Genomic DNA, 21,432 nt, shown 5'->3' with positions numbered 1-21,432 from the left:
GTGAGAGGGCGGTGAGCATGCAGCTGCGGGTCGTGCACACGACCGGCTTCGACTACGACGGCAAGGCGGTCGCGTCCTACAACCAGGCCCGGATGACGCCGGTGACCTCGCCGGGCCAGATCGTCGTGCACTCCCGGCTCGAGGTCACGCCCAAGCCGTGGACCTACGAGTACCGCGACTACTTCGGCACCCACGTCACGGCGTTCGAGGTCGTCGACCCGCATGACTCGTTGACCGTCCGTGCCACCTCGACGGTCGTGACCGACCGGCCCCCGACGCCACCACCCAGCACGACCTGGGAGGCCCTGGGCGAGCGCGAGGTCGCCGACCGGTGGACGGAATACCTCACGCTGCCCGAGCTGGTCGCACCGCCGGCCGACTTCGCGCGCCGCGCGGCCGCGGTCCGGGCGGACTCGGCCCTGCCGGGCGAGGCGGCGCGGGCGCTGTGCCGTCTCGTGGCCGACGAGGTCGAGCACCGGCCGGGCTCCACGGACGTCCGGACGCCCGCAGCGGCCGCCTGGGGCCAGCGTGCGGGCGTGTGCCAGGACATGGTGCACCTGGTCATCGGCGGGCTCCGGTCGCTGGGCATCCCCGCGCGCTACGTCTCCGGCTACTTCCACCCCTCCGCCGACCCGGTGGTCGGCGAGCCGGTCGCAGGTGACTCGCACGCCTGGGTCGAGTGGTGGGACGACGGGTGGCACCCCTTCGACCTGGCCAACGACCGCGAGCCCTCCGACCACTACGTCACGGTGGCGACCGGCCGCGACTACGGCGACGTCAAGCCGCTCTCCGGCATCTACTCCGGGGCCGCCACGTCGCAGATGTTCGTGCAGGTCGAGATCACGCGACTGGCTTGAGCGCAGCCGTCACCCAACCGCCGGCCAACCCCCGCGGTGCGACGCTCGTCACACCATGACGGCCGTGCTGACCGACGAGGGACGCGCCTGGAGGTCCGGACAGGACACCCGGGCGCTGTCGCGTTCGCTGGCGACGGCCCACGACCGGTTCCTCGAGACCGGGCGGGCCGGGTCGAACGTACGCCCCCTTGTCGCCAAGTCCTGGAAGCGCTGCGTGTCCACCGGAGTCGACCCGGAGCGGGCCGCCGCCCCGGTCGAGCTCGCGGACGACGAGCTGGTCTCGTGGCGCGAGGCCCATCCGCTCGCACCCGTGATGCCCGTCATCCGGCGCCTGCTCCTCGACGACGCCGTGGAGGCCGGCCTGCTCGTCGCGGTGAGCGACGCGGTCGGACGGCTGCTCTGGGTGGAGGGACAGCCCGGCGCCAGGCGCCGCGCCGAGACGATCCACTTCGTCGAGGGCGCCCGCTGGAGCGAGGACTGCGTCGGCACCAACGCGCCGGGTACGGCGCTGGCGCTGGACCAGCCGGTCCAGATCTTCGCCCACGAGCACCTGTCCCGCCGGGTGACGGCCTGGAGCTGCACGGCGGCGCCGATCCACGACCCCGACACCGGGTCGGTGCTCGGCATGCTGGACCTCACCGGTGGCGACGACGTCGCTGCTCCGCACACCCTCTCGCTGGTGCGGGCCACCGTAGCCGCGGTCGAGAGCGAGCTCCGGGTGCGCCGGATGCTCGGGACCGACGTCACGCCCGTGCCGGCCGACCGGCGGGTGCTCCGCAGCCTCGGCCTCGCCGGGGCCACGCTGGGCGACGCGACCACCTCGGTCCGGCTCGGCCTGCGACACAGCGAGCTGCTGGTCCTGCTGACGGCCCATCCCGACGGGCTCTCGGGCGAACGCCTGGCGGCCCTGCTCAACGAGCAGGACCTCGCCGCGGTGACGCTGCGCGCGGAGGTCTCTCGCCTGCGCTCGATCCTCGCTCCGGTCGCCCTGCACTCACGGCCCTACCGGCTGGCCGAGCCCCTCGCCACCGACGCCGGCGACGTCCGGCAGCTGTTGGCGCGCGGTCTGGTGGCGGAGGCCGTCGAGCTCTACGCCGGCCCGCTGCTGCCGACGTCGGACGCGCCGGGGGTCGTCGAGCTGCGGGAGAGCCTGCACGCCCGGATCCGGGCGGCCGTCATCGCCGAGCGCGACCCGGCCCTGCTGCTGCGGTTCGCCGACAGCCCGCACAGCCGCGACGACTGGGATCTGTGGCAGGCCGCGACCCGCACCCTGCCACCGGGCACGGCGCTCCACCAGGCACACGCGCACCTGCAGCTGCTCGACAGCCGACTCGGCTGACGAGCCACGCTGGCCGGCCACGTCGCTCGGCAACGTTGCTGCAACGTCCTCGTCCCTAGCGTCGGGCCACCGGACGCCGGTCCGGGATGACCACGACATCGGAACCACATCGAGGAGACAGCGATGACCGTCTACGCCCAGCCCGGGCAACCGGACGCCAAGGTGACCTACAAGTCCCGCTACGACAACTGGATCGGCGGCGAGTGGGTCGCGCCGGTCAAGGGGCAGTACTTCGAGAACATCTCGCCGGTCAACGGCAAGGTGTTCTGCGAGGTGGCCCGGTCCACCGCCGAGGACGTCGAGCTCGCCCTCGATGCCGCCCACGCCGCCGCGCCGGCGTGGGGCAAGACCTCGGTCACCGAGCGGGCGGTGATCCTCAACAAGGTCGCCGACCGGATCGAGGCCAACCTGGAGATGCTCGCCGTCGGCGAGACCTGGGACAACGGCAAGCCGGTGCGCGAGACCCTGGCCGCCGACCTGCCCCTCGCCGTCGACCACTTCCGCTACTTCGCCGGAGCCATCCGAGCACAGGAGGGCCACCTCTCCCAGCTCGACGACGACACGGTCGCCTACCACTTCCTGGAGCCGCTGGGCGTGGTCGGCCAGATCATCCCCTGGAACTTCCCGCTCCTGATGGCGGTCTGGAAGCTCGCCCCCGCCCTGGCCGCCGGCAACGCCGTGGTGATCAAACCGGCCGAGCAGACCCCCGCGTCGATCATGCTGCTGATGGAGCTCATCGCCGACCTGCTCCCGCCGGGCGTCGTCAACGTCGTCAACGGCTTCGGCACCGAGGCGGGCGCGCCGCTGGCGTCGTCCAACCGGATCCGCAAGATCGCCTTCACCGGCGAGACCACGACGGGCCGGCTGATCATGCAGATGGCCAGCCAGAACCTCATCCCCGTCACCCTCGAGCTCGGCGGCAAGTCCCCGAACATCTTCTTCGAGGACGTCGCCAGCAAGGACGACGCGTTCTACGACAAGGCGCTCGAAGGCTTCACGATGTTCGCCCTCAACCAGGGCGAGGTCTGCACCTGCCCGAGCCGGGCGCTGATCCAGAACTCGATCCTCGACCAGTTCCTACCCGCCGCGACGGAGCGCACCAAGCTGGTCAAGCAGGGCAACCCGCTCGACACCGACACGATGATCGGAGCCCAGGCCAGCAACGACCAGCTCGAGAAGATCCTCAGCTACTTCGAGATCGGCGTTCAGGAGGGTGCCCGCATCATCACCGGCGGGGAGCGGGTCGACCTCGGCGGCGACCTGTCGGGCGGCTTCTACGTCGCCCCGACGATCTTCCAGGGCCACAACAAGATGCGGATCTTCCAGGAGGAGATCTTCGGGCCCGTCGTGTCCGTGACCGGCTTCGACGACTACGCCGACGCGATCGACATCGCCAACGACACGCTCTACGGCCTCGGCGCCGGTGTCTGGTCGCGCGACACCAACACGGCCTACCGCGCCGGCCGCGACATCCAGGCGGGCCGGGTGTGGACCAACTGCTACCACGCCTACCCCGCGCACGCGGCGTTCGGCGGCTACAAGTCCTCCGGCATCGGCCGGGAGAACCACGCGATGATGCTCGACCACTACCAGCAGACCAAGAACCTGCTGGTGAGCTACTCCGAGAACGCCCAGGGCTTCTTCTGAGCCGCGCCCGGGCGACGCGCATGACGGTGGAACGTGTGGGGATGACCCCGGAGGCCGCGGACCTGCTCCGCGACCTCCGGGCATCCCACGGCAAGCCCCTGATGTTCCACCAGTCCGGTGGCTGCTGCGACGGCTCGGCACCGATGTGCTTCACCCAGGGCTTCTACGTCGTCGGGCCTACCGACGTGCACCTCGGCGACCTGGATATCGGCCCCGAGCCCGGAGTCGACGAGGCGGGTCTCGTGCCCGTGCACATCTCGCGCGAGCAGTTTTCGTACTGGTCGCACACCCACCTGACCATCGATGTGGTCCCGGGACGCGGCGCCGGCTTCTCCATCGAGGCGCCCACCGGCCACCGGTTCGTCATCCGCTCGCGGCTCTTCACCGACGAGGAGGCGGAGGTCCTCGCTGGCCTGCCCGCGCCCTGACCTGCGACACTGGACGAGCGGATGGGCTGGCCGGACGACCGCGTCGGCGTACCTCTCGGGAGACCGGGGATACGCCGCCGAGGAAGGTCCGGGCTCCACAGGGCAAGGTGGTGGGCAACACCCACCCGGGGAAACCCGCGGGACAGTGCCACAGAGAACAGACCGCCCCGCCCCGAGAGATCGGAGCAGGGCAAGGGTGAAACGGTGGTGCAAGAGACCACCAGCGGCCCGGGCGACCGGATCGGCTAGGCAAACCCCACCTGGAGCAAGATCGAACAGCGCACGTTCGAGGGCGGCCCGCCCGAGTGCGCGGGTGGATCGCTTGAGGGCACCGGCAACGGTGCTCGTAGATGGATGGTCGTCACCCGGACTCCCGCGAGGGACCCGGGCACAGAACCCGGCCTACAGGCCAGCCCGTCCGCACTCCCGCCGGCGCCCCGCGACCGCCTGGGTCAGGTCAGCTCGCTGAACCGCTCCACGGCGTCCTGCCCACCGGACACGATGATCAGGTCGCCGTCCTTCACCACGGTCTCGGCGGTCGCGTGCGTGAAGTCCTCGCCCGCCCGCTTGACCCCGACGATGGTGACGCCGTGAGTCGAGCGGATGTGGGTGTCGCCGAGCGGGATGTCGAAGATCCGGCTCGGCGGACGGGTCTTGACGATCGCGTAGCCGTCGTCGAACTCGATGTAGTCGAGCATCCTGCCGCGGACCAGGTGCGCCACCTTCTTGCCCATGTCGTGCTCGGGACGGACGACGTGATGCACTCCGACCTGGGTGAGGATCCGGGCGTGGGCGTGGCTGATCGCCTTCGCCCAGACGTTCGCGACGCCGAGCTCGAGGACGACCGACGCCGAGAGGATGCTCGACTCGAGATCGTTGCCGACCCCGATCACCGCGCGGTCGAACTCGTGGACGGAGAGCTGACGCATCGCCTCCGCGTTCGTCCCGTCGGCGACCACGGCGTGGGTGAGCCGGCCGGCGACCGAGTCGACGATCTCGCGGTCCCCGTCGATGCCGAGGACCTCGGTGCCCTCCTTGACCAGCTCGAGGGCGAGCGACTTGCCGAATCGGCCGAGACCGATCACCACCACGCCGTCGGCCTTGTTCGACCTAGCCAATGATCGGCCGTCCTTCCGGTAGCTCGTACATGCGGTGGCGCTCACGCAGCGCCAGTGCCGACACCAGGGTGATCGGCCCAAGACGGCCCAAGAACATCAGACCCACCAGCAGATAGTGCCCGAAGGTCGGCAGCTGCGCGGTGATTCCCGTCGACAGCCCGACCGTCGCGAAGGCCGAGGTGACTTCGAAGAGCACGTCCTCGGTCTCGAACGTCGTGCCGGCCAGCAGGATCAGCGATGCCGACACCACGGCAGCGATCGACAGCAGCGCCACGGTCAGCGCCTGCCGGATGGCGCGGTCGTCGACCTGGCGGTCGAAGACGTTGACCCGTCGCTCGCCTCGCACCTCGGCGTAGATGACGAAGAACAGCAGGAAGAACGTGGTCACCTTGATGCCTCCGGCGGTGCCGGCCGAGCCCCCTCCGATGAACATCAGCACGGTGGTCGCGAGCAGCGTGCCCTCCTCCACCTGCCCGTAGTCGACGCTGTTGAAGCCCGCCGTGCGCGGCATCACCGCATGGAAGAAGCCCGCCAGGATCCGCCCGGGTGGGTCCAGACCACCCAGCGTCCCGGGGTTGGTCCATTCGTTCGCGGTGACGAAGAGTGCGCCGCCCAGAAGCAGGATCCCGGTGCCCGTGAGGGTCATCTTGGTGTGCAGGCTCCAGCCAGGAGGCCGCCACAGCTCGCGCCGCAGCTCGAACAGCACTGGGAACCCGAGGCCGCCGGCGATCACGGCGCCGGCGATCGGCAGGCAGATCCAGGGATCGTCCACGAAACCCACCAGGCTGTCGCTGTAGAGGGCGAACCCGGCGTTGTTGAAGGCCGACACCGCGTGGAACACCCCGAGGTAGGCGGCCCGGCCCGGGCTCTCGTCGTAGCCGATCGCGAACCTCAGCGTCAGCAGGAGCGCGGTGACGCCCTCGAAGATCAGGCTGACCTTGATGACGCCTCGCACCACCTGACCCATGTCGCCCAGGCCGAGGGCCTTCGTCTCCGCCGCCGCAGTGAGACGGGTGCGCAGGCCCATCCGCCGCGAGACGAGCAGGCCGAGGACGGACGCGAACGTCATGATCCCGAACCCGCCGACCTGGAACAGAGCCAGGATGACCACCTCGCCGAAGGTCGACCAGTACGTCGGCGTGTCCACGACGACCAGACCGGTGACGCAGACGGCGCTGGTCGAGGTGAACAGCGCGTCGGTGAACGAAGCACTGCCCGCGCCGCTTCGCGATGCCGGGAGCATCAACAGGGCTGTCCCCACCCCGATCGCCACGGCGAACGCGAACACCAGGACCTGACCCGGATGCCGGAAGAACACACGGCGTCGGCGCAGCCCGCCCGCGGTCGTGCCCCTTGCGTCGCCCATGATCCGCCCTGCCTCGGTGCTTGTCGTACCGCGGGACACCGTAGGGCAAGTCATCATCGGCGGCCCGCTGGGTCGACCTCACGGCTGGGCGACCTGACCCTCGGGCCCAGGTCACGCCCCTACGGGGTCGGTTGGGCGCAGCGGGGCCACCTCGCAGACGGACGCCCGCAGGGGTGAGCTGCCACTGATCGGGTCGCTCGGCGTCTGTCGCAGCACCAGGTTGAGGTTCGCGCTGTCCGGCCCGTACGCCGGGTAGCCGGGAAGCCCCAGCTCGTCGCAGGCCTCCCACCAGCCGTGCTGGCCGAAGACGACCTGCGGGTCGAGGCTGGCGTTGAGCTTCGCCCGGGCCCTGACGCTGCCGTGCGGTGTGTCCAGGGATACCCAGTCCCCGGCGGCGATGCCGCGGGCCCCGGCCGTGGCCGGGTGGATCTCGACCTGCGGGTCGGGCGCGCTCTTGCGCAGCGCGGCGACCTGACGGTGCTGGGTCTCGCAGAAGAACAGCGACTTCGCACAGCTGAGCACCAGCGGGTAGCGGTCGGCAAGATCCGGCCGGGAGCGGGGGCTGGTGAGCGGCTCCACGAACTCCGGCAGCGGCGAGTAGCCATGGGCGGCCAGCGTGGCCGAGTAGAGCTCCACCTTCCGTGACGGGGTCGCGAACCCTGTGTCGGTGTACTTGCGGTACCGGGTGGTCAGCGGCACCCGCACGCCGGCCGGGTTGGCCCGCAGCTCCTCCAGGGTGATTCCGCTCGGCGCGAGCTGATGGCGGAACGCCGCCTCGATGTCGCCGCCCCAGAAGTGCGAGCCAAGGCCCAGCCGGGCCGCGAGGTCGAACACGATCTGCAGGTCCGAGCGGGTCTCGCCGCGCGGCGGGACGAGCGGCTGGCGCAGCTGGACCAGCGACTGCGCCTCCTGGCTGTACTCGAAACCGATCTTCAGCGCCTCGGACTCGAACGGCGTCGTCACCGGCAGCACGATGTCGGCCAGCTCGGCGGTCGGCGTCATGAACAGGTCTGCCTGGACGAAGAAGTCCAGGCTCCGCAGGGCGTCGCGTCCCCGGGCGCTGTCGCCGTGGGCCATCACCATGTTGCCGCCGAAGCTCACCAGCGCCTTGATCCGCCCGTCGAGGGCAGCGGTGTAGAAGTCCTCCCCCGTGACGAACTCGAACCGGGCGGGTCCCAGCGGTCGCTGCGCGACGCCCACCGCCGGTGGGCGTCCGTCGGTCAGCAGCTCCATCCCGTCGATGGGGTTTGACGGCACCGCCTCGAACAGCACGTTCCCGCCCGGGACGTCCAGGCTGCCGGTCAGGGCGTAGAGGACGTTGATCGCGCGCATCGTCTGCGTCGTGCCGCTGTGCTGCTCCAACCCACTCCACGTGTAGAACGCGACCGGGCGGGCCTCCCAGATCGTCCGCGCCGCTTCGACGATCTCCGCAGCGGGCACCCCGGTGATCTCGGCCGCCACCTCCGGCCGGTAGTCGGCACAGCGCGCCGCGAGCAGGTCCCAGACCGGGTGGCCGTCCACCTCGTCGGCCGCGTTGGTCCACTCGCGGACGAAGTCGCCGTCGTACCAGCCGTTCGAGATCATCACATGCGTCATGGACAGGGCGAGCGCCGCGTCGGTGCCCGGCCGGACCCGCAGCCAGTGGTCTGCCTTCGCGGCCAGGCCGGCTTTGCGCGGGTCGACGACGATCAGCTTTGCGCCGCGCGCGACGGCGGCGGCGGTGCTGGTGGCATGAGCGAGCCGGGCGACGCTCGGGTTGTAGCCCCAGAACAGGATGCAGCCGGCGTTGTCGAGGTCCGGCAGGTAGACGCCGGGCACGGAGGCCCCGAACGTGTAGAGCGGTGCGAGGTAGCGGCCCCACCCGCACAGCTCCATGTAGGTGCAGAAGTTCGGGCTGCCGAAGCAGCGGACCAGCCGCTGGACCCAGTCGATCGCATCGCTGATCGCGGACGTGGACGGCGAGCTCGAGCTGAACCCCACCGACTCGGGCCCGTCCGAGGCGGCGAGCGCCGTCAGCCGGCCGGCCACCTCGTCCAGGGCCTCGTCCCAGCTGATCCGCTCCCACCCGGGATCCGCGGAGTCCTTGGGGCTCGTCCGCTTCATCGGGTGGAGAAGCCTGGAGGGGTGATACACAATCTCGGGTGCCGCCTTGCCCTTGACGCAGATGGCCTTGCCCGTCGGGTGAGACGGGTCCGGCAGCAGCGCGAGGAACCTCCCGTCGGCAACCTCGGCCCGCGCCCCGCAGCGCGACACGCACAACGGGCAGTACGTCGGAACCGGGTCCGCACCCATCACCCGATTGTGGTGCGGGCCCGACGTGCCCGCAATGGTCTGCCTGGCCCGCTCACCGGGCCAGCACAATGTGCCCATGAGCTGGGCTACCTGCACCCTCGGTCATGCCCACTGGGGACCCCGTGGCGCGGCCGGACTGCTGGTGGCGCACGACGGCCGGGTGCTGCTGCAGCTGCGGGCCCGGTGGGCCCATCAGGGCGGCACCTGGTCCATCCCGGGCGGTGCCCGCGAACGCGGGGAGACGAGCGTCGAGGCCGCTCTGCGCGAGGCCCGCGAGGAGCTGGGCGTCGACCCGGCCGGCGTCGAGACGCTGGGGTCGTACTTCGCCGAGTGCGGTGGCTGGCATTACGAGACAGTCTTCGCCCGAGCCACCGAGCAGCTCCGGCTCGAGGACCGCGCTGAGAGCGCCGCGCACCGTTGGGTGGCCGCCGACGAGGTCGGCTCCATGAGGCTGCACCCCGCGTTCCGGGAAGCCTGGACAAGCGCCGAGACCCTGCGCGAGTGGGTCGACCTCACTCGAGGGTGAACTCGACCTTCCGCGACGCCACGTCCGCCGTGGTGAGCCGCACCTGAGCCTCGGTGCCGAGCGGGAGCGGTGAGGCGGAGACGAGCGGCGCCTCGACCGCGGGGTCGCGGACCGTGACGATGCCCCGGGTGGGCTCCCGGTCGTCGACGTGGACGACCACACCGTGGAAGGACTCGCCCACGCGGGTCCGCAGCACGCCCGCCTCGACCAGGTCGAGCACCATCTGCTCGTAGCGGTTCGCGAGCTGGCTGGTCCGCTGCATCGTGGCCGGGAGGCCGGGCAACGCCGCGTGTACCCATTCCGGCACCTCGTCACCCGCGCAGAGCGCGAGACAGACCTCGGAGGCGTAGCGGTCGGCCAGCCGCCGCAGCGGCGCCGTGACGTGTGCGTACTCGGCGGCAAGCCCGGCATGCCGCGGCTCGGCGGGCACCTCGCCGTCGAAGGCGACGTAGCCGCTCCCCCGCAACAGCTGGGTGCTGGACACGATCAGCGCGGCCTGGTCCGGCTGGGTCGGGTCGAGCTCACGGATCAGGTCGGCGTACAGGAGCTCGGCCGGCCACTCGATGCCCAGCGCCCGGGCGGTGCGGTGCAGCCGCTGGACGTCGCGGTGGTCGGGGTCGGGCAGCGTGCGCAGCAGGCCGACCCGGGCGTAGACCATCAGCGACGCCGCGGCGAACCCGGTGAGGAGGGACATCTGCGCGTTCCAGCTCTCGACCGGCAGCATGTCGCGGAACTGGAGCCGGAACCGGTCCTCTGCGACATGCACCTCCTGCTCGAGGGTCGGCAGCGAGATCCCACCCCGGGCGGCCTCGCGGACGAGGCGGAGCTCCCCGACCTCCTTGAGCAGGTGCAGCGGCTCCGAGGCCGAGCCGTCGTCGATGGCCCGCTGCGCGTCCTCATAGGTCAGCTTGGCGATCGAGCGCACCAACGCACGCTCGACCTCGACGTCCGTCCGTGAGCCGTCGGAGTCGAGCCGGATCGTCCACAGCAGCGCCGGTCGGACCTGGTCCGGCAACAGTGAGGCGGCGTCCTCGGAGAGCACCTTGGGATGCAGCGGCACCTTGGAATCGGCGCCGTACAAGGTCTGACCGCGGTGGTGCGCCTCGACGTCGACCACGTCGCCAGGGGTGATGAAGGCCCCAAGGTCGGCGATCGCGTAGGACAGGACGTAGCCGTCTCCGTCGCGGACCAGGTGGAGCGCCTGGTCGAGGTCCATCGAGCCCGGTGGGTCGATCGTGACCATGGGGAGGTCGGTGCGGTCGAGCTCAGGCAGCCGCGGGTTCGCGGCGGCGGCCGCCGCTGCGGCCTCCACCTCCGGGGGGAACGACGGGCTGACCTCGAGCTCGGCCTGGATCTGCGAGATGCCGGACCGGAGGGTGTCGGCGGCGACTCCCTGCGCCGGCTCGGGCCCCACCAACGGCGGGCGGACGCTGACCACGCGGTTGCCCCACATGGCCCCGACCCTACGGTGTCCCGGTGATGTCCCAGTGATCGTGCTGCTGCCCCCGAGCGAGGGCAAGACGGCACCCCGACGTGGCAAACCGCTCGATCTCGCCACCCTCAGCCTGCCGGCGCTGACCGCAGCCAGGGAGCGTGTCCTCGACGCGCTGGTCTCGCTCTGCTCCGGCGACCCGGCCGCGGCGGTGCGCGTCCTGGGCGTCCCGAAGTCACAGCTCGACCTGGTCGACCTCGACGCCCGGCTCCGCACGGCCCCGACGGCGCGCGCGGACCAGGTCTACGCCGGGGTGCTCTACGACGTGCTGTCGCCGGCCACGCTGAGCTCCGCCGCCCGGCGCCGTGCCACGTCGCGGCTGCTGGTGACCTCCAGCCTGTTCGGGCTCGTGGGCCCGGCCGACCGCATCCCGGCCTACCGCCTCTCGGGGGACGCGGTCCTGCCCGGCCTCGGCGGCGTGGCCGCACACTGGCGTGGATCGCTGGGCCCGGCCATCGAGGCACTCGTCGGCGACCGGCTGCTCGTGGACCTGCGCAGCAGCATGTATGCCGCGTTCTGGCGGCCTCCCACCTCGCTCGCGCGCCAGGTGGCGACCGTGCGGGTGCTGCACGAGGTGGCCGGGAAACGGCAGGTTGTCAGCCACTTCAACAAGGCGACCAAGGGCAGGATCGTCCGCCAGCTGCTGGAGGCGGGCGCGGCCCCGCGCTCCCCCACGAGGCTCGCCGAGGCGCTGCGCGACCTCGGCTGGACCGTGGAGGTCGACGAGCCCGGCCGCGCGGGCACCCGGCTGGACGTGGTGGTCAGCGAGCTCTGAGCCTTGGTGGGTCGCCGTACGGTGACTCGCATGCGCGCACGGCTGGTCGTCGCGGTGGTGGCGGGGCTCCTCCTGTCCGGGTGCACCACCGACGGGCCGCCAGACCAGCCCTCGGCCGCACCCTCGCCCGAGCCGTCCACAGGCGGCCCGTCCGGCAGCCCGCCCCCCGTCGACGTGCCCAGTACCGAGTCGGACCGGCCGGAGCCGTCGCAGCCACCGCAACCGTCGGAGTCCGCGGCGCCGTTCGTGTCGGTGCTCGGGCTGGACCAGCAGACCCACCGCGGCGACCGGCTCCGGTTGGGCGCGGTCCGCGAGGACACCGCCGCCTACACGTCCTACGACGTCACCTACCGCAGCCGCAGCTCGACCCCACGCGGCGAGGAGTCCCTCACGATCTCGGGCGTGCTCAACGTGCCCAAGGGACCCGGGCCATTTCCCGCGGTCGTGCTGGCGCACGGCTACATCGACCCCGACGTCTACGAGCGCGGCCAGGGGATGACCCGGGAGCGTGGCTACCTCGCCTCCCGCGGCTACGTCGCGCTGCATGTCGACTACCGCAACCACGCCGAGTCCGACGACGACCCGCGCTACCAGCTGCGGATGCGGCTCGGCTACAGCGCCGACGTCATCAACGCGGTCAAGGCACTGCAGGCATCGACCGACGTCCCTGTCGCCGACGACCGGATAGCTCTCATGGGGCGGTCGATGGGCGGCGGCGTCATCCTCAAGGCGCTCATCGCCGAACCGGGCCTGGTGCAGGCGGCGGCACCCTGGGCGTCGGTCTCGTCGCTGGAGGGCGAGAACTACGACCAGTTCCAGCGCAACGACCCCGCGGACACCTCACGCCCCGACGACCCCGGCCGGCGCTACGGGCTGCCCGAGGACAACCCGGAGTTCTGGCTGGCCAACTCCTCCCGCCCCCACTTCGACCGGATCACCGAGCCGGTCCTGATGGTCCACGGGCGCGCGGACGACACGTGCCCGCCGCGCTGGGCGACCGCGACCCGGCAAGCCCTGGTGAGCGCCGGCGTCGACGCGCAGCTCCAGTGGTACGACGACGGCCACGCGTTCGGGCCGGCGTTCAACGCCGCGATGGACCGCACGATCCGGTTCTTCGACCAGCACCTCGCCTGAGGTCTGCTCCGACCTCGGACCCGTCCCTGCGGGACCATCGGCTCTGCCGGTCGTCGTCCTGTTGCGCTGGACTTGTCCCATGACCAGGGTCGGGGTCGCGTCCCGGTGGCGCTGGGCGATCTTCGTCGTCGCCGCCTTCAACGCGCTCGGGTCGCTGGGCGGCGCGGTGGGCCTGATATCGGGCTGGCTCACCCTCGGTGACTACACCGAGAAGCTGCCGTTCGACAGTCTCTTCCTGGCCGGCTCGGCGCTCGCGGTGCTGGTGTTCGTGCCACAGGCGGTCCTCACCGTGCTCGCCTTCCGCCGGTCCAGGGCCACGGCGAGCGCCTCGGTCGTCGCCGGGTCGGTCCTGGTGGGCTGGATCCTGCTGGAAGTCGTGATCCTGCACGTGTTCGCCGGGCTTCAGGTCTTCTACCTGATCGTCGGTCTCGTCCAGGTCGGCCTGGGGCTCCTGCTCGGCGAGCACGACCGCGGCTCACCAGCTGGTGGCGGCCCCCGCGAACGCGTCGTTGCCGGGCGGCCGGGCGTTGTAGAGCCGTAGCGAGGCTCGGTCCGGGATCCCCGCCTCCTCCGGGTAGTAGGACACCACGCTCACCGACGCAGGTGACAGCTCCATCCGGAACACGCCCTCGAGCGGCGCGCCGATCGCGTTGCTGACCAGGACCTTGATGGGCGTCACGTGGCTGACGACGACCACGGTCCGGCCCTCATGTGCCGCACGCACCCGCGCGAGCGCGTCCAGCACCCGCTCCTCGACGGTCTCGAACGACTCGCCACCCGGGGGCGCCTGGTCCAGCTGACCCAGCCAGGCCTCGAGGCCGGCCGGGTCGCGCTCGGCCACCTCGGCGAAGGTCAACCCGTCCCAGGCACCGAACTCCATCTCGGCGAAACCGGGCTCCTCGCCGACCGGACGGCCCAGCATCCCGGCGATCACCTCGGCGGTCTCCCGGGTCCGGCGCACCGGCGAGGTGAGCACGGCGTCGACCCGCTCCGCGAGGGGGGCGAGCCAGTCGGCGGTGGCGCGGGCCTGCGCCCGGCCCTCCTCGCTCAGCCCAGGGTTGTCGCCGCCCAGACCGCCCGAGAACCGTTTCGCCGACGTGTGCGCGGTGACGCCGTGGCGCACCAGCACCAGCGTGGTCGGCGCCGCGGTCGGCGGTCCCCATCCCCTCGACGGGGTGGCCACCGGGCCCGGTGCCGGGTCCTCGATCTCCTCGATCAGGGACGGGTCGTCATCAGCAGCTCCCGGCGTGGTGACCCCGTTGCGCTTCCCGTCCATCGCCTCGTTGGCGAGCCGGTCGGCGTGCGCGTTCTGCGCGCGCGGCACCCAGGTGTACGTCGTCCCGAACGGCGCCAGGCTGGCGGCTTCCGCCGCCAGTGGTTTCATGTCCGGGTGCTTGATCTTCCAGCGTCCGGACATCTGCTCGACGACGAGCTTGGAGTCCAGCCGTACCTCGATCTCGGCGTGTGGGGCGAACTCCGCGGCCAGCCTCAGGCCGCCGATCAGGCCGCTGTATTCCGCGACGTTGTTGGTCGCGAAGCCGATCGTCGAGCCGTCCTCGGCGATCACCTCACCGGTCTCGGCGTCCTTGAGCACCGCGCCGTACGCCGCCGGCCCGGGGTTGCCGCGGGAGCCGCCGTCGACCTCGATGACCACCTTGCGGTGGCGGAACGGGTCGCTCACAGGCCCGATTCTGCGGTGCGCACGAGGATCCGCTGGCACTCCTCGCAGCGCACGACCTCGTCCTGGGGCAGCGCCCGGATCTCGCCGATCTCGTGCGCGTCGAGGGTGAGCCGGCAGCCCCCGCACTGACGGGCCCGGAGCTCGGCGGCGCCCACTCCGCCCTTGGACTCGCGCAGCTTGTCGTAGAGCGCGAGGAGGTCGGCCGGCAGCCCCTCGGCGGCGGGCCGCCGCTGCGCGTCCAGGCCGGCGAGCTCGGCGTCGAGAGCCGCCAGCTTCTCGTCCCGGGCGCCGGCCAGCACGGCGAGCCGCTCGTCGGCGGCGGTGACCTGGGCGGTGAACGAGTCGAGGTCCTTCTGGGCGTCCTCGAGCCGCGCCATCACCTCGAGCTCCTCGTCCTCGAGCGCGGTGATCCGCCGCTGCAGCGACTCCAGCTCGCCCTGCATCCGCTCGAGGTCCTTGGGGTTGGTGATCAGCCCCTGGTCCATCCGATCGCGGTCGCGGGTCCGGCGGGCCTTCACCTGCTCGACATCGGCGTCGACCTTCAGCTGCTCGGCGGTCAGGTCGTCGACCAGGATCTGCGCGTCCCGGCGCTGGGCATCGAACCCGGCCCGCGACTCCTGGAGGGCCGCGATCTCGGCCAGCTCGGGCAGGCTGCGTCGCTGGTGTCGCAGCACGTCGGCCCGGGCGTCGATCGCCTGCAGGTCGAGAAGGGCCAGCTGGGCGGCGGGATCGGCTTTCAGTGGGAGGCTCCTTGCCATGGGTCTGTGACGACGGTGCTCACTCGGGTGCCCACCGTATCGCCCAGCGCAGCCCGCACCTTCGTCTCCACGACCGGCAGCCAGGTCCACTCGGCGGCCCAGTGGGCGACGTCGACCAGCGCCGGCCCGCCATGCTCCAGGAACTCGCTCGCCGGGTGGTGCCGCAGGTCGCTGGTGACATAGACGTCCGCGTCGGTGGCGAGCACCGCGTCGAGCATGAAGTCGCCCGCCCCGCCGCAGACCGCGACCCGGCCCACCGGCCGCTCGGGGTCGCCGCCGACGCGCACTCCCCCGGCCGTCCGGGGCAGGCGGTCGGCCACCAGGCCGGCGAACTCGCCGAGCGTCGTCGGGTCGACGTCCCCGATCCGTCCGGACCCCGTCTCGCCGCTGGTCGCGGGAGCGAGCTCCACGACGTCGTACGCCGGCTCCTCGTAGGGATGGACCGCAAGCATCGCCGTCACGACGGCCGCGCGGAGCGGGCGGGCCAGCACGACCTCGACCCGGACCTCGTCGACCACCTCCAGTCGGCCCACCTCGCCGACGGCCGGGGCCGCCCCCGCGCGGGGACGGAAACGGCCCTCGCCGGGGCCGCTGAACGACGCCGAGTCGTAGTCACCGATCACACCTGCCCCGGCCGCGGCCAGCGCCTCGCGCACCCGCTCGGCATCGGCCGCGGGCACATAGACCGTGAGCTTGTCGACCGGCGCCGGGTCCCGGGGCAGGACCGGCGCCAGGTTGCGCAGGCCGAGGGTCGTGGCCAGCGCCTCGCTCACCCCACCCACCGCCTGGTCGGCGTTGGTGTGCGCGGTCAGCAGCGCACAGCCGGCGTCGAGCAGCACCCCGAGCGTCCGGGCCTTCGGGGTCGTCCTGGCGATGCCGTGCACCGGCTTGAGGAACAGCGGGTGGTGGACGACCAGCAGGTCCGCCCCCCACGTGGCGGCCTCCTCGGCGACAGCGGGCGCCGGGTCGACGGCGAACAGCACCTTGTGGACCGGCTGGTCCGGGTCACCCGCCACCAGCCCGACGGCGTCCCACGAGTCGGCCGTGCCGGGCGGGTACCAGCCGTGCAGCAGGTCGACGACGTCGCTCAGCGTGGCCACGCACGGAGGGTAACCGTCAGTTGACCTGCCGGTCCCGGCCCTCCCAGTACGGCGCACGCAGCTTGAACTTCTGCAGCTTGCCGGTCGCGGTCCGGGCCAGCACCTCGCGGAACTCGATCGAGGTCGGGGCCTTGTAGCCGGCCGCCTTCTCCTTGCACCAGGCGATCAGCTCGGCCTCGGTGACCTCCGCGCCCTCGGCCAGCACGACCAGCGCCTTGATCGTCTCGCCCCACTTCTCGCTGGGGACACCGATCACCGCGACCTCGGCGACCGCGGGATGGGAGAACAGCACGTCCTCGACCTCGATCGAGGAGACGTTCTCACCGCCGGTGATGATCACGTCCTTCTTGCGGTCCATGATCGACAGGTAGCCGTCGTCTCCGATGACCCCACCGTCCCCGGTGTGGAACCAGCCACCCTCCAGCGCCCGCTCGGTCTCCTCGGGCTGCTCCCAGTAGCCCTCGAGGACGACGTTGGACCGGGCCAGGACTTCCCCGCCCGTCTCAGCGCTGTCGCCGTCGCCGGGCTCAGAGATCTTGAGCGTGACGCCGATGGCCGGCGCGCCGGCGCGCACCAGCTTGGCGGCACGTTCCTCGGCCGGCAGGTCGTCCCACTCCTGACGGGTGCGGTTGACCGTGAGCAAAGGTGAGGTCTCGGTGAGGCCGTAGATCTGGATGAACTCCCAGCCGAGCTCCTCCTGCACCCGCACGACCGTCTTCGTCGGCGGCGGCGCTCCGGCCATGATGATCCGCACCCGGTCGCGTCCCGGGATCTCGCCCTCCCACGTCTGGGCCGCCTCAAGGACGGCTGCGGCGACGGCTGGCGCGGCGCACATGACCGTGACTCCGTGCTGCTCGACCCGGCGCAGGATCTCCGCACCGTCGACCTTGCGCAGGATGACGTGGGGTACGCCGAGCCCGGTCATCGCGAACGGCATGCCCCACCCGTTGGCGTGGAACTGCGGGAGCGTGTGCAGGTAGACGTCGCGGTCGGTCACCCCGGCGTGGAGGGCGAAGGTCACCGCGTTGGTCCAGATGTTGCGGTGCGTGATCTGCACGCCCTTGGGCCGAGCCGTGGTCCCGGAGGTGTAGTTGATGGTGGCGGTGGCCGTCTCGTCGGGCTCCCACGGCTGTGGTTCGACGCCCTCCTCGGCGAACAGCTCGTCGTCGTCGCCCAGCACGAACCTGTGCTCGGCCTCGACCCCGGAGAGCGATTCGTCGAGCTCGGGGTCGACGTACAGCACTCGCGCGCCGGAGTGCTCGACGATGTAGCGCACCTCGTCCGGCCGCAGCCGGAAGTTCACCGGCACCAGAACCCGGCCGGAGCCGCAGACGCCGAAGAACGAGGTGAGGAGCCGGGCGCTGTTGTGGCTCACGACCGCCACCCGGTCGCCGACCCCGATGCCGCGCTGGTCGAGCCGGGCCGCCTGGCGACGGGCGAGAGCGCCCAGCTCGGCGTAGGTCACCTCGCCGAACGAGGAGGCGGGCTGGTCGGGCTCGTCGACGACCCCCACGCGGTCGCCGTAGACCTGCACGGCGCGGTCGAGGAAGTCAGTGACGCTGAAGGGGACGTGCATGCCACCCGACCCTAGTTCGCCGAGGTTGTCGACAGGTTGCACCAGACCTGATCCGGTGAGAGACCTCTCATGGCGCTCTCACTCGCGCCCCACCATCGGGCAAGATCATGGGTGTCATGCCATCCCGCCTGCCCGCACTCTGGAAGATCTTCCTCGCCCTGGCACTCCTGCTGCCGATGGGCGCGTTCGTGGCGGGGTCGCTGGTCGCCTCCGCCGCGGACGAGCCGCGCGAGCGGGAGACGATCATCATCCAGAAGACCAGCTCCTCCGGCTCCCCCTCCGAGGGGTCGACGCCGTCCTCGTCACCCTCGGCCTCCCCGACCGATGACCCCACTGACGACCAGAGCGACGACAGCGACGGCCGGGAGGACGACTCGGACGACATCGAGACCGTGATCCCCACTCCCGACGACGTCGATGACGACCGGGACGACGAGGGGCACGGTGGCTCGGGCTCGTCCGGGGGCGGCGGCGATGACGACGACCGCGACGACGACCACGGCGGTGGCGACGACGACTGACGCATCGGCGCGCGAGGACGCCCGACCGAGCCGGCCGGGCGTCTCCGTCCGCACCAGGATCACCGCGACCACGGCGCTGCTCGTCGCGCTGGCCCTCACCGGGGCCGGCACGATCGTCTTCCTCATCGAGTCCCAGCGCATCGAGGAACAGGTCGCCGACACCGTCGACCAGGAGTTCCGCGAGCTCGCGACGTTCCAGTCCGACGACGCCACGGGCGGCCGGCTCAACACCGTGGGTGAGCTGCTCGAGGGCTTCCTGCTCACCCAGGTGCCCAGCGAGCACGAGACGCTGGTCGCCTGGTTCGACGGAGACGTCCGACAGACCTCCGCCGACCCCGGCATCGACGCCGGGACCCCGCAGTTCCGGGAGGCTGCGGCGTCCATCGCGACCACCAACGGCACCACGTCGATCGTGCAGGACGAGGACGAGCTGCTGCTGAACGCCCAGACCGTGCAGTTCGCCGACGGCGACGTCGGCGCCCTGATCGTGGTGACCTACCTGACCGACACCCGAGCCGGTCTCCAGGACACCATCCGGACCTACGCGATCGTGGCCCTGCTGTCCCTCATCCTGATCACGGCGCTCGCCTGGTCGCAGGCCGGCCGCCTGCTCGCGCCGCTGCGCACCCTGCGCGAGACCGCCGACGAGGTGTCGGACTCCGACCTGTCACGCCGGCTACCGGTGTCCGGCAACGACGACATCACGGCGCTCACCCACACCGTCAACGGGATGCTCGACCGGCTCGAGTCGGCGTTCGTGGGGCAGCGCCAGTTCCTCGACGACGCCGGCCACGAGCTCAAGACCCCGCTCACGGTGCTGCGCGGTCATCTCGAGCTCCTCGACGTCGGCAGCCCGGAGGAGATCGCGGAGACCCGGGAGCTCCTGCTCGACGAGGTCGACCGGATGGCCCGGCTGGTCGGCGACCTCATCCTGCTCGCCAAGAGCGACCGGCCAGACTTCGTCACCCGGCGGCCGGTCGACCTCACCGGCCTGACCGTGGACGTTCTTGCGAAGGCCCGGGCGCTGGGCGACCGGCGCTGGTCCCTCGACGAGACCGCGAGCGTGACCGCGGACGTCGACGAGCAGCGCCTCACCCAGGCCCTCCTCCAGCTGTGCGACAACGCCGTGAAGCACACAGAGCCCGGCGACGAGATCGCGCTCGGCTCGTCCTACGACGCCGGCGTCGCCCGCCTCTGGGTCCGGGACTCCGGCCCGGGCGTTCCCTCACGTGACAAGGAGCAGATCTTCGAGCGGTTCGGTCGCAGCATCGTCCCGGAGCACGACGAGGGCTTCGGCCTCGGCTTGTCGATCGTCCGGGCGATCGCCCTGGCCCACCAGGGCACGGTCACGGTGTCAGATGCCCGGCCCACTGGCGCCGTGTTCACCCTGGTCATCCCGATCGACCCGACTCCGGATCCAGAGCTAGCCGACGATCTCGACACCGCGGTCGACACCGCGGTCGTCGCCCAGGTGGAGGACCAGACCGAGGAGCTGCCCATATGGCACGGGTCCTGATCGTCGAGGACGAGGAGCGGATCGCCTCCTTCGTCTCCAAGGGCCTGCGCGCCGACGGTCACCTCACGACCGTGGTCGCCGACGGCCGGGAGGGGTTGGACCACGCGATGTCGGGCGAGTTCGACCTGATGGTGCTCGACATCGGGCTGCCCAGCCTCGACGGGTTCGACGTCCTCGACCAGCTCCGCTCGCAGGGTTCCAAGCTGCCCGTCATCGTGCTGACCGCCCGCGACTCGGTGACCGACACGGTCAGTGCCCTCGAGGGTGGCGCGGACGACTACATGGCCAAGCCCTTCCGGTTCGCCGAGCTGCTCGCGCGGGTCCATCTGCGGCTGCGCCAGCGCAGCGACACGAGTGACGGGCGAGGTGACGTCCTCGAGGCCGGCGGCGTGAGCCTCGACCTCCGCACCCGCCGGGCGAGGGTGGGCAGCAAGGAGGTGGAGCTGTCGGCCCGGGAGTTCCGGCTCGCCGAGGTCCTGATGACCAACTCCGGCCAGGTGCTCTCCCGTGAGCAGCTGCTCGACCAGGTCTGGGGCTTCGACTTCGACCCCGGGTCCAATGTGGTCGACGTCTACGTGGGCTACCTGCGCAAGAAGTTCGGTGCCGAGGCCATCGCCACGGTGCGGGGCATGGGCTACCGGTTCGCCGGCTGACCCATTCGGGATTCAGATCTCGAGCCGCATCACCCAGCGCCACTTGGCGATCCGCCGGTCCCGGACGAAGCCAAAGTCGGCGTAGAGCTCCTCAGGCCCGGTGTGCAGGTAGGAGCCGCGCTGCTCCGGGCGATCGACGGTCTGCTCCGGGTAGGCCTCCACGACACCACCGCCGGCGGCCCGGATCTCCTCCAAGGCACCGGCGACCGCAGCGCGAGCGACACCCCGGCCGCGGTGCTTGCTGCCCGTGAAGATGCAGCCGATCCGCCAGCGCGGCAGCTCGACCAGTCCCTGCTCGTACTTCGCGGCGTTCTTGATGTTGGGCAGCTCGGCCGGTGAGCCGTACTGGCACCACCCCACGCAGGCGCTGCCGTCGTAGACCAGCACCTGGTGCACCGTCCGACGCTCGATGTGGCCACGCTTTGCCTCGCGGTTGCCCTCGGCGGTGCGCCCCGCGCCGACGCCCTCGGGGTGGAAGCCCATGCACCAGCACCCTCCCCAGACGCCGTTGTTGGCCTCGACGAGCGCCGCGAAGTCGTCCCAGGTGTCAGTGGTGAGCAGCCGGGTCGTGTAGGTCTCCGTCTCCACGAGGGGGAAGGTAGCCGCCACGACGGACAACCCGCGTCCTTGACGGTGCAGAGGGCGATCACGCC

At 71.4% G+C, this 21,432-nt stretch carries 20 protein-coding genes and 1 other RNA gene; 12 read left to right on the top strand and 9 right to left on the bottom strand.

What is annotated here, in order from left to right; translation table 11 throughout:
• Nucleotides 1-17 precede the first annotated feature (17 nt).
• The 5 genes from ACYVC6_RS16205 to rnpB all read left to right on the top strand — a co-directional run bounded on the left by ACYVC6_RS16205 (nt 18) and on the right by rnpB (nt 4,692).
• Nucleotides 18-857, top strand: coding sequence for a transglutaminase family protein (locus tag ACYVC6_RS16205; protein WP_460716497.1), 840 nt, complete (start codon nt 18-20; stop codon nt 855-857).
• A gap of 55 nt (nt 858-912) precedes the next feature.
• A complete protein-coding gene (locus tag ACYVC6_RS16200; protein WP_460715454.1) occupies nt 913-2,196 on the top strand; it encodes a GAF domain-containing protein in 1,284 nt (427 codons plus the stop codon).
• A gap of 123 nt (nt 2,197-2,319) precedes the next feature.
• Nucleotides 2,320-3,843 (top strand): aldehyde dehydrogenase, encoded by a 1,524-nt coding sequence (gene adh / locus ACYVC6_RS16195; RefSeq protein WP_460715453.1) that lies wholly within the window; start codon nt 2,320-2,322, stop codon nt 3,841-3,843.
• Nucleotides 3,844-3,863: 20 nt separating this feature from the next.
• Nucleotides 3,864-4,271 (top strand): DUF779 domain-containing protein, encoded by a 408-nt coding sequence (locus ACYVC6_RS16190; protein ID WP_460715452.1) that lies wholly within the window; start codon nt 3,864-3,866, stop codon nt 4,269-4,271.
• A 22-nt stretch (nt 4,272-4,293) separates the two neighbouring features.
• Nucleotides 4,294-4,692: RNase P RNA component class A (rnpB, locus tag ACYVC6_RS16185), an RNA gene on the top strand.
• A gap of 31 nt (nt 4,693-4,723) precedes the next feature.
• On the opposite strand, the gene ACYVC6_RS16180 is transcribed toward rnpB, so the two are convergent.
• The 3 genes from ACYVC6_RS16180 to ACYVC6_RS16170 form a co-directional block, all read right to left on the bottom strand.
• Nucleotides 4,724-5,389, bottom strand: coding sequence for a potassium channel family protein (locus ACYVC6_RS16180; protein ID WP_460715451.1), 666 nt, complete (start codon nt 5,387-5,389; stop codon nt 4,724-4,726).
• Entirely contained in the window at nt 5,382-6,755 is a 1,374-nt protein-coding gene (locus ACYVC6_RS16175; RefSeq protein WP_460715450.1) for a TrkH family potassium uptake protein, read from the bottom strand. Before ACYVC6_RS16175 ends, ACYVC6_RS16180 begins: the two co-directional genes overlap by 8 nt.
• A gap of 111 nt (nt 6,756-6,866) precedes the next feature.
• The gene (locus ACYVC6_RS16170; protein WP_460715449.1) at nt 6,867-9,047 is read right to left on the bottom strand and encodes a molybdopterin-containing oxidoreductase family protein; all 2,181 of its coding nucleotides are present in this window, start codon (nt 9,045-9,047) and stop codon (nt 6,867-6,869) included.
• A 76-nt stretch (nt 9,048-9,123) separates the two neighbouring features.
• On the opposite strand from ACYVC6_RS16170, the gene ACYVC6_RS16165 reads away from it, so the two are divergent.
• Complete coding sequence (locus ACYVC6_RS16165) at nt 9,124-9,573, top strand: NUDIX domain-containing protein (RefSeq protein WP_460715447.1); 450 nt, start codon at nt 9,124-9,126, stop codon at nt 9,571-9,573.
• On the opposite strand, the gene ACYVC6_RS16160 is transcribed toward ACYVC6_RS16165, so the two are convergent.
• Entirely contained in the window at nt 9,560-11,026 is a 1,467-nt protein-coding gene (locus tag ACYVC6_RS16160) for an RNB domain-containing ribonuclease (protein ID WP_460715445.1), read from the bottom strand. The genes ACYVC6_RS16165 and ACYVC6_RS16160 overlap by 14 nt on opposite strands.
• Nucleotides 11,027-11,060: 34 nt before the next feature.
• Here ACYVC6_RS16160 and yaaA point away from each other — a divergent pair, with 34 nt between their 5' ends.
• The 3 genes from yaaA (at nt 11,061) to ACYVC6_RS16145 (ending at nt 13,515) form a co-directional block, all read left to right on the top strand.
• On the top strand, nt 11,061-11,840 hold the full coding sequence (gene yaaA / locus ACYVC6_RS16155) for a peroxide stress protein YaaA (protein WP_460715444.1): 780 nt from the start codon (nt 11,061-11,063) through the stop codon (nt 11,838-11,840).
• A gap of 30 nt (nt 11,841-11,870) precedes the next feature.
• Complete coding sequence (locus ACYVC6_RS16150; RefSeq protein WP_460715443.1) at nt 11,871-12,974, top strand: alpha/beta hydrolase family protein; 1,104 nt, start codon at nt 11,871-11,873, stop codon at nt 12,972-12,974.
• A 79-nt stretch (nt 12,975-13,053) separates the two neighbouring features.
• On the top strand, nt 13,054-13,515 hold the full coding sequence (locus ACYVC6_RS16145) for a hypothetical protein (protein ID WP_460715442.1): 462 nt from the start codon (nt 13,054-13,056) through the stop codon (nt 13,513-13,515).
• Here ACYVC6_RS16145 and ACYVC6_RS16140 read toward each other — a convergent pair.
• From ACYVC6_RS16140 to ACYVC6_RS16125, 4 genes are read right to left on the bottom strand one after another with little or no spacing between them, the layout of a single operon-like run.
• Complete coding sequence (locus ACYVC6_RS16140) at nt 13,450-14,655, bottom strand: bifunctional RNase H/acid phosphatase (protein ID WP_460715441.1); 1,206 nt, start codon at nt 14,653-14,655, stop codon at nt 13,450-13,452. The genes ACYVC6_RS16145 and ACYVC6_RS16140 overlap by 66 nt on opposite strands.
• A complete protein-coding gene (locus ACYVC6_RS16135) occupies nt 14,652-15,413 on the bottom strand; it encodes a zinc ribbon domain-containing protein (RefSeq protein WP_460715440.1) in 762 nt (253 codons plus the stop codon). Before ACYVC6_RS16135 ends, ACYVC6_RS16140 begins: the two co-directional genes overlap by 4 nt.
• A complete protein-coding gene (locus ACYVC6_RS16130) occupies nt 15,392-16,513 on the bottom strand; it encodes a Nif3-like dinuclear metal center hexameric protein (protein ID WP_460715439.1) in 1,122 nt (373 codons plus the stop codon). Before ACYVC6_RS16130 ends, ACYVC6_RS16135 begins: the two co-directional genes overlap by 22 nt.
• Nucleotides 16,514-16,529: 16 nt before the next feature.
• Complete coding sequence (locus ACYVC6_RS16125) at nt 16,530-18,089, bottom strand: AMP-binding protein (protein WP_460715437.1); 1,560 nt, start codon at nt 18,087-18,089, stop codon at nt 16,530-16,532.
• 116 nt (nt 18,090-18,205) lie between these two features.
• On the opposite strand from ACYVC6_RS16125, the gene ACYVC6_RS16120 reads away from it, so the two are divergent.
• From ACYVC6_RS16120 to ACYVC6_RS16110, 3 genes are read left to right on the top strand one after another with little or no spacing between them, the layout of a single operon-like run.
• Nucleotides 18,206-18,610 (top strand): hypothetical protein, encoded by a 405-nt coding sequence (locus tag ACYVC6_RS16120; protein WP_460715436.1) that lies wholly within the window; start codon nt 18,206-18,208, stop codon nt 18,608-18,610.
• Entirely contained in the window at nt 18,564-20,126 is a 1,563-nt protein-coding gene (locus tag ACYVC6_RS16115; protein ID WP_460715434.1) for a sensor histidine kinase, read from the top strand. Before ACYVC6_RS16120 ends, ACYVC6_RS16115 begins: the two co-directional genes overlap by 47 nt.
• On the top strand, nt 20,111-20,779 hold the full coding sequence (locus ACYVC6_RS16110) for a response regulator transcription factor (RefSeq protein WP_460715433.1): 669 nt from the start codon (nt 20,111-20,113) through the stop codon (nt 20,777-20,779). Before ACYVC6_RS16115 ends, ACYVC6_RS16110 begins: the two co-directional genes overlap by 16 nt.
• 12 nt (nt 20,780-20,791) lie before the next feature.
• Here ACYVC6_RS16110 and ACYVC6_RS16105 read toward each other — a convergent pair whose 3' ends face one another.
• Entirely contained in the window at nt 20,792-21,367 is a 576-nt protein-coding gene (locus tag ACYVC6_RS16105) for a GNAT family N-acetyltransferase (protein WP_460715432.1), read from the bottom strand.
• Nucleotides 21,368-21,432 lie beyond the last annotated feature (65 nt).

It is taken from the genome of Nocardioides dilutus, from assembly GCF_054779555.1.
The sequence above is the reverse complement of the archived record's forward strand: the minus strand, read 5'-3'. Positions and strand labels throughout refer to the sequence as shown.